The organism is Pseudomonas defluvii (assembly GCF_001695625.1).
Lineage (GTDB): Bacteria > Pseudomonadota > Gammaproteobacteria > Pseudomonadales > Pseudomonadaceae > Aquipseudomonas > Aquipseudomonas defluvii.
The window spans coordinates 35,818-43,076 of the sequence record NZ_MBPN01000039.1 but is presented as its reverse complement, the minus strand read 5'-3'; the positions used below and the strand labels follow the sequence as shown (position 1 = coordinate 43,076).

General features: G+C 57.8%; 6 protein-coding genes. 2 read left to right on the top strand and 4 right to left on the bottom strand.

Features of this window, described 5'->3' with window-relative positions:
- A partial coding sequence (locus EKA13_RS13035) for a type I secretion C-terminal target domain-containing protein (RefSeq protein WP_125862932.1) occupies positions 1–3,051 on the top strand: 3,051 nt, incomplete at its 5' end.
- 160 nt (positions 3,052–3,211) lie between these two features.
- Positions 3,212–3,559 carry a tryptophan synthase subunit beta gene (locus EKA13_RS13030; protein WP_065759807.1) on the top strand — a complete coding sequence of 116 codons (348 nt, stop codon included), beginning with the start codon at positions 3,212–3,214 and terminating at the stop codon, positions 3,557–3,559.
- A 15-nt stretch (positions 3,560–3,574) separates the two neighbouring features.
- Here the strand turns inward: EKA13_RS13030 and EKA13_RS13025 are convergent, their stop codons facing one another.
- From EKA13_RS13025 to EKA13_RS13010, 4 genes are all read right to left on the bottom strand, one after another.
- On the bottom strand, positions 3,575–4,015 hold the full coding sequence (locus tag EKA13_RS13025) for a CBS domain-containing protein (RefSeq protein WP_065759806.1): 441 nt from the start codon (positions 4,013–4,015) through the stop codon (positions 3,575–3,577).
- Between the two features lie 139 nt (positions 4,016–4,154).
- Positions 4,155–5,444 carry a vWA domain-containing protein gene (locus tag EKA13_RS13020; protein WP_065759805.1) on the bottom strand — a complete coding sequence of 430 codons (1,290 nt, stop codon included), beginning with the start codon at positions 5,442–5,444 and terminating at the stop codon, positions 4,155–4,157.
- Positions 5,445–5,471: 27 nt separating this feature from the next.
- Positions 5,472–6,704, bottom strand: a complete 1,233-nt coding sequence (locus EKA13_RS13015) for a vWA domain-containing protein (protein WP_065759804.1) — start codon at positions 6,702–6,704, stop codon at positions 5,472–5,474.
- A gap of 47 nt (positions 6,705–6,751) precedes the next feature.
- A complete protein-coding gene (locus EKA13_RS13010; RefSeq protein ID WP_065759803.1) occupies positions 6,752–7,255 on the bottom strand; it encodes a hypothetical protein in 504 nt (167 codons plus the stop codon).
- Positions 7,256–7,259: the final 4 nt, after the last annotated feature.

Below are 7,259 nucleotides of genomic sequence, written 5' to 3'. Positions count from 1 at the left end.
ACCGTGGCGGTGACCGCTGATGCTGCGAAGGAAGGCGACGCCAACGTCACTTTCAACTTCCAGCTGAGCAACCCGCCGCAGGGCACTACTACCCTGACCGTCAACGTCGGCGGCACGGACTACACCGTGAACGTGGATGCCAGCGGTAAAGGCACCTTGTCTGTTCCGAACACCAACGTTGAAGACGTCTACACCGACGCCAGCAACCTGACCGCAACCGTTACCGCGGTGAACGGCGGTAACTTCGAGGGCGTCAGCCTGGCCGGTGCTAGCACAACAGCCACCGTTGCTGACACGATCGATACAGTCTTCGCCAAGATCAGCCTTGCTGGAGCAGGCTCCGTCACCGAGGGCGGTGTGCTGACCTATAAGGTTGAGCTGGTAGACAAGGACGGTAATGCCGTAACAGTTCCAAGTGGTAAGTCGGTATCCGTGAGCCTGGATTGGAGCGGTACTGCGGACGCTGGTGATGTGAATGGCTCGCTGCCAACCAGTGTGACTATCGGCGGTGGTTCAAGTAGCGTTACGTTCCCAGTACAGACCGTTGACGACACCAAGATTGAAAACAGCGAATCGTTGACCGCCACCATTAAGGGTGTGACGGACACTAATAGCGTGTTTGAGAGTGTCGCAGTCGGCAGTCAGAATACGGCCACCGGCACCATCCTCGACAATGACCAGGGTCCAACCGTCACCGGCGATAGCGCGTCTATCCTGGAAAGCGGAACGGCTGGCGGTAGCGATGTGGTTCTGGTTCTTGACCGCTCTGGCAGTATGGGGCCTGCGCGCAATGGACAGAATGGCAGCGACCCTGACGGTTCGGGCCCATTCACCTCGCGTATGGAAATGCTAAAGGTTGCGGTTCAGAACCTCTTCGCATCTGGCGCTGTGCACTCGGTGTTCATTGTCTCGTTTTCCAGCAGCGCGACGTTCCATAGCTCGGGCAAAGATGGCGGTTGGTTCACCAATCTTGACGACGCCATGGCTGCGATCAACAAGATGCAGGCAACTGGCAGTACCGACTACAACGATGCACTGACGACTGTAATCAATAATTTCACGGCACCTCCTGCGGGTGGCGGCAAGCTGGTTAGCATCTTCATGTCGGATGGCGTGCCCAACGATGGGGCGGCGCCTGAGTCCACCTGGATCAACTTCCTTGAAAACAAAGGGTTCAGTGACTCCTTTGCGGTGGGCTTTGGTGGCTTGAGCAATAGCGACAAGAACTATCTGGAACCGATTGCCTGGCAGCCTGGCGAGAAAACCGGCACGATCACTAGTGGGGCGAATGACAACCACGTGCTGGTGGTGGACACCACACTCAGCGACTTGACTAACGCATTGGTGACCAGTGCCGGCGGCAGCGTTGCATCGGGTGATGTCACCGGTAATGACACCGGTGGTACTGCCGGTTGGGCAGCGGATGGTTGGAAGCTGGTGTCCGTTGAGTTCAATAATGTGACCTACACGTTCTCCAATGCCAACGACGTGAAGACGATTGACCTTGGTAATGTCGGTAAGGTGATCATTAAGGCAGATGGCACCTACACCTTTAGCGGGAAAGACAATTTCGATACCCCTACGTCCCTTCAGGCCGTACTGAATGTCACCTTGAAGGATGCCAATGGCGCGACAGCCTCTTCGACGTTGACGCTGACAGTCAATGATCGTAGCGATCCGATTGCCACCGATGACAATGTAACGGCTACGTTGGTATCGAAGACAGTCGCCGCAGCGGATACGACCACAACGTTGGCGAATTTCTCCAGTGGCGAATCCAATCAGTGGAAGTTCACCAATATTGTTGATCAGAACCTGACAGACCTGTCGAGCAATGATGTTCTGAAGGCGTCACTTAACAATTGGCAGTCCACGTCCATCAACAGCAACATTAGTCTGGATGCAGTACGCGACAACTATTACAGTGACTTGACACTGACGGATACTAACGGCAGTGCCCCCGGCGATGCCCAAGCGCTGACGCCAACCTACAAGACGGGCGCGGTTGCTGGCGAAACGTTGTCGTTCTCGACCAGCACCAGCTACTTCAATAACGGTGATACTGCAACATGGACGCTCTTCAAGAGTACGGATGGTGGTAACAACTGGTCCTCCGTGCAGAGCCAATCCATCTACTCCTCGACGGGAACGGTTACTACCGGTGCACTGGATGCCAACACCCTGTATCGGATACTCCTTGACGTGCATGACGGTAGTGGGAATTCCTTCAGCAAACTGGCCACGGTGATATTCGACAACTTCAAAGTCAATGTGCCGGGTGCTACGAGTATCGAGTGGTCAGCAACACCGGTCACCGGCTCGGTGCAGGCAAACGACCTTTGGGGTGCCAGCGGCGAAACCTCAACCTTGTCGGTCAAGGTCAATGGCACTTGGGTAGATGTCCCGGTAGGGGGTACCACAGTTACGGGTAGCTATGGTGATTTGGTCATAAAGAGCGATGGCTCCTATACCTATACACCGGTTAACAACAAGGACAATGTGGGGCACACGGATCAGTTCGAGTACAAACTGACCCAGGCCGATGGTGATACGGATTCGGCGCATTTGAACATCACGATTGATGCAACGGGTCCAGGGGCTCCGGTGTCGCAGGCTGCAACGCTGTCGCTGCTGGGCAGTGATAACGAGAGTATCCTCTTCACCCAGAGTGACAACCACACGGTGTCCGGAGGCTATGGTAATGATCTCCTGATGGGAAGCAGCGGCGCCGATATCTTTGTATGGAAAGCCGGCGAGACGGGCCATGATGTGGTCAAGGACTTCAAGCCTGTCGAAGGCGACCGTCTTGACCTGAGCGATCTGCTTCAGGGCGAGAAGGCCAGTACTATCGACAATTACCTGAAAATCACCACTGTCGATGGCGTTTCTACGCTGCAGGTCAGTTCCGAAGGCAAGCTCAATGACGCCGGTAACTTGGCCAACGCTGATGTCACCATCAAGCTCGATGGGGTGAACTGGTCGAATACCACGATCAACTCGTTGATCTCCGGCGCAGACCCGACCATCAAGATCGATCACTCCAACAGCTAATGCCTGTGCCAGCGGCAGCCCTACCCGGGTTGCCGCTGGCCTCGGGCCTTTCCCTATACTGTCTTCGCGGCGCATACTGGCGCGCCGGGCGCTACTGCTCGGCGGGCTTGGCCTATGCTGCTGATGGCGGATATGGACTGACACACACGAGGGGTACCCCATGTTCTACGTGCAACGCGATGCACAGGGCCAATTGCTCCGGGTAGAAGCTGCAGCTTATGCCGACGCTACGGAAACCTTGCCAGCCGACAACGCGGAAATTCAGAAGTGGTTTGCTGACGACGTGCTGGAAGGCAGCCTTCAGCAACTCAAGCAAAGCGACCTGGACATGATCCGGGTACTGGAAGACTTGATCGATGTGCTGACCCGCAAAGGGCTGATCAGCATCACCGACTTGCCAGAAGGCGCCCAAGGCAAGCTGCTTGGGCGCTCCCAGGCACGTATCGCCCTGGGAGGCCTGACCCGCCTGTTGGTCGACGATGAAGACGACGGTGCAGGGCTGATCTGAAATCAGCCCTCGGCTTCAGTCTCCGCGAATATAGTGTTCCAGTTGCTGGATGAGGTCTGCTTGTTCCGCAATGGCTGCCTTGACCAGGTCGCCAATCGACAACAGGCCCAGCAGCTCACCGTTCTCCACTACCGGCAGGTGACGCAGGTGGCCGTCGGTCATCATGCTCATGCAGGTATCGATGTTCTGATGCGGCCCTACCGTAATCACGGGCGCACTCATGATTGCGCTGACCGGTGTGCCCACCGATGAACGCCCCTTCAGTACCATCTTGCGCGCATAGTCGCGTTCACTGATTACGCCGACCACTTTGCCGCCTTCAACGACGGGCAAGGCACCGACGTTCTTTTCAGCCATCACCCGCAGCGCATCAAGCACCATCTGGTCAGGGGCAATAGTGTGAACCTGCTGATGCTGCTGGGACTTCAATTTCAGGAGCTGTGCCACGGTTTTCATAGGGAGTCCTGCCAAGTGGTGGTAGTGACGATCGATAGCTAAAGAATCGTGCAGTAATCACCACAGGGCAAGGTTGAAAGCGGCATTGGTCCGATTGAAAAGCGTCATTGGCGTAAAGTTCGGATCGTCGGCAGGGCGGTCATTCACAACGTACGCCACTCGACACTTCCAGGCTGGCTTCTTGCAGTGCTGCAGCCACGGCTGCCGCATCATTGGCTGTGTAGACACGGCCGCCGGTATTTTCGGCCGCGCAGTTCGAGCCCGTACTGGCACTGATGTTGACGACATTGATCCGCAGTCGCGGCTGTGCCTGGGCTATCTGACGGGACACCTTGCAGACGCTTTGGCCACAGCTGTCGCTGCCGTCGACAAACATCACAATCACCCCGTCGCGGTCACGACCGTTCATCTGCCGGGCTGCCGCTTCAAGGCTGATGCCCAACCCGGTACCGCCCTTGGCATCGAGTTTCTGGATCAGCTCTGTGAGTTGTGGACGTTTGTCTCGGTCGAATACGCCATGGTCCAGTGGTGCGCGGCAACCGTTGAACGTCACCAGACGCATGTCTATGTCTTTGTCCAGGTTCTCCACCAACGTGCCGAGTGAGTTCTTGGCGACCTCCATACGCGTGATCCGTTGTGGGCCTTTGGACGCAAGGTAATCCTCCAGCAGCGGGACTTTTTGCAGCAGGTCGATGTACCACGGGTCACTTTCTTGTTTGACCCGAATACGGCTGTCCATCGAGCCTGAGGTATCGAGTACCACGGAAAACTCGGCGGCCTGTGAAGGGGTACCTGGAACGCAGGCAAAGGTAGGGCGTCCTGGTGCTACCCACCATTGGTGGATTGAAGGCCACCACGCGTACATCCACCAGAGCGCTGCCAGTAGCAGTAATCCCAGTAACCAGGGCCACATGAGCCAGCGTCGAGGTGGAGACACCGTGCGTGGTGCCGGGGCCGGTTTCGGGGCCGCAGGTTTGGTCGGTGCAGTGACTGGAGCCGGTTTCGGCTTGTGAGCTACAGAGGGAGTCTGCAGCGGGGCCGGTTGCTGACCCCAGCGCACCACCAGTGGCTCGCCATTGACGCTGTAGAGATTGTCGAGGTCGGGTGCCCCGATCAGGCCGCGCAGAGCCTTGGCCGCCTGCTCCTGACCCCGCCGTTCCAGCTCCAGGGCCAGGTGACCCACTGAGGTCTGGCGTTCTTCATAACGCATCAACAGCGCTGCCTGCTGTTCACGGTTCAACGTGGCGTAGAGGTGTGGCTGCCCGGCAAGCGCTGACCACCACTCCAGCGCGCCATCCTTACCTTGGCGGGGTATGGCATAGAGGTGAGCAATAGTTGGCGGAAAGTGCTGGTGAATCAACGCTACCGTCTGATCCAGAGCCTGTGCGCTGTCCTGGCTTGCGTGGGCATCGCGGGTTACCCGCTGCATACGTTCATTCCTTACAATCAACAGGCATTAGTCACAATTGGCGCTGCCGGAAACCTCTTGGCTGGCGTCTTGCAGGGCCTTCGCCATTTCCACGGCATTGTTCGCTGAATACACCCGGCCACCGGTGCTGTCAGCGATGCAACTGGCCAGGCTGTTGTTGCTGATGTTGACCAGGTTGACCCGCAACCGTGGTTGTTCTCGGGCAATACGTTGCGCCACGTCGCAAGCGTTTTGGCCACAACCGTCTGCACCATCGACGAACATTACGATTACCCCGTCGCGGTCACGACCATTCATCGTGCGCGCTGCGCTTTCCAGGCTTGCCGTGAGTGCAGTGCCATCGTTGGCCACGAGGCCTTTAATGCCTTGGATCAAGGCCGGGCGTTGGGTAAGACTGAACTGGCCATGGTCGATTGGCGCGCGGCAGCCATCAAAGGTCACGATGCGCATGTCGATGGCCGGGTGCAGGTCGTTCACCATCTGGCTCAACGCGCTCTTGGCCACGTCCATGCGTATTGGGCCTTGGGTTATCCGGGCCAGGCGCTCAGGGTCGGCTCCGTCCTCTTGACCAAGGGTGAAAAACCATTGCTCGTCCTCGAGCGTGGCATCCACGCTCAGTTGCATTGAGCCGGAGGTATCGAGGACTACGGAAAACTCAGGGGGTTGTACCTGTGGGTCTTTAACGCAGGCGAAGTGCTGCGGCTGGGGTGTATTCAGCCAACGTTGCAGGTAAGGCCAGCCAATCCACAGCGCGAGCAGTAGCGTAAGCAGCAAGAGTAATGGCAGCAGGAACCAAGGCAACCAGATCCACGTTCGCCGACGCACAATTGGTGCGGCTGCTTGCGGAGTAGGGCCTTGTGCAGGCCTGGGTTCAGGGTCACCCCAGCGCACCAACAGCGGGTAGCCATTGATGCTGTAAAGGTTGTCGAGGTTCGGTGGCCCTACCAGTCGCCGCAGTGCGCTAGCTTCTGTGCCCTGGCCGCGACGTTCCAGTTCGTTGGCCAATTGCGTGACCGCGTCTTGGCGCTGCGCATAGATCTCCAGCAACGCCTGTTGCTCATCGGCGTTGAGTTCGCGGTACTGGCGTGGCTGTCCGGTCAGTTCCGACCACCATTCACGGGCGCCATCGGCGCCTTTTCGTGGCACCGCATAGAGGTGAGCAACGCTGGGTGGAAAATGCTTGGCGATAATCGCTACGGTGTGTTCGAGCGAGGCTAAGCCGTCCTGGCTCGTGCTGGCATCACGGATAACCCGTTGCATGAGGATGTCCTGAAAAGGACCGGCAGCCGAAGCTGCCGGTTATAGGCTTACTCGTAACCGAGGCTTAGCTGGAGGCGACTGACCTGCTGCTGCAGAGCTTTCAGCTCTTGCTTGCGGGCCTCGACCTGGGCGGCGTTGGCCGTGTTGGCAGGGGCGTTCTGCGAGGCTTTCATCCGCTGTTCAAGGCCCGCTATCTGCTGTTGCACGTCGCGCTTGTTGGCATGCCGGGCCTTGAGCGTTGCCAATAGACCATTAAGCGACTTTTCCAGGCTAGCCTGCTGACGTTGTACGGTTGCCAGGTCCTGGCGGGTCGACGTCTGCTGCGCGCTGAGCTGAGCATACACGTCGTTGAACTGACGGTTCTGCTCACGGGCATCGACCAAGGCCTGCTCGCTGTTGCGTACCTGCTCACTGTAACCACCGCCGTAGTCGCAGTTGAGCTTCTTGATCATGCTGACGTCGCTGTCGGAGGCATTGCACTGTGACGCAGTAGTAGCGCACCCGGCCACTGAGAGCAGGGCCAGAATGCAAAGGCTGAGGCGTAGGTACATAGCG

Excerpts from the sequence above, each read along its gene's own strand:
- EKA13_RS13030 (WP_065759807.1), top strand. The coding sequence starts at position 3,212 with ATGTTCTACGTGCAACGCGATGCACAGGGCCAATTGCTCCGGGTAGAA.
- EKA13_RS13025 (WP_065759806.1), bottom strand. The coding sequence starts at position 4,015 with ATGAAAACCGTGGCACAGCTCCTGAAATTGAAGTCCCAGCAGCATCAG.
- EKA13_RS13020 (WP_065759805.1), bottom strand. The coding sequence starts at position 5,444 with ATGCAGCGGGTAACCCGCGATGCCCACGCAAGCCAGGACAGCGCACAG.
- EKA13_RS13015 (WP_065759804.1), bottom strand. The coding sequence starts at position 6,704 with ATGCAACGGGTTATCCGTGATGCCAGCACGAGCCAGGACGGCTTAGCC.
- EKA13_RS13010 (WP_065759803.1), bottom strand. The coding sequence starts at position 7,255 with ATGTACCTACGCCTCAGCCTTTGCATTCTGGCCCTGCTCTCAGTGGCC.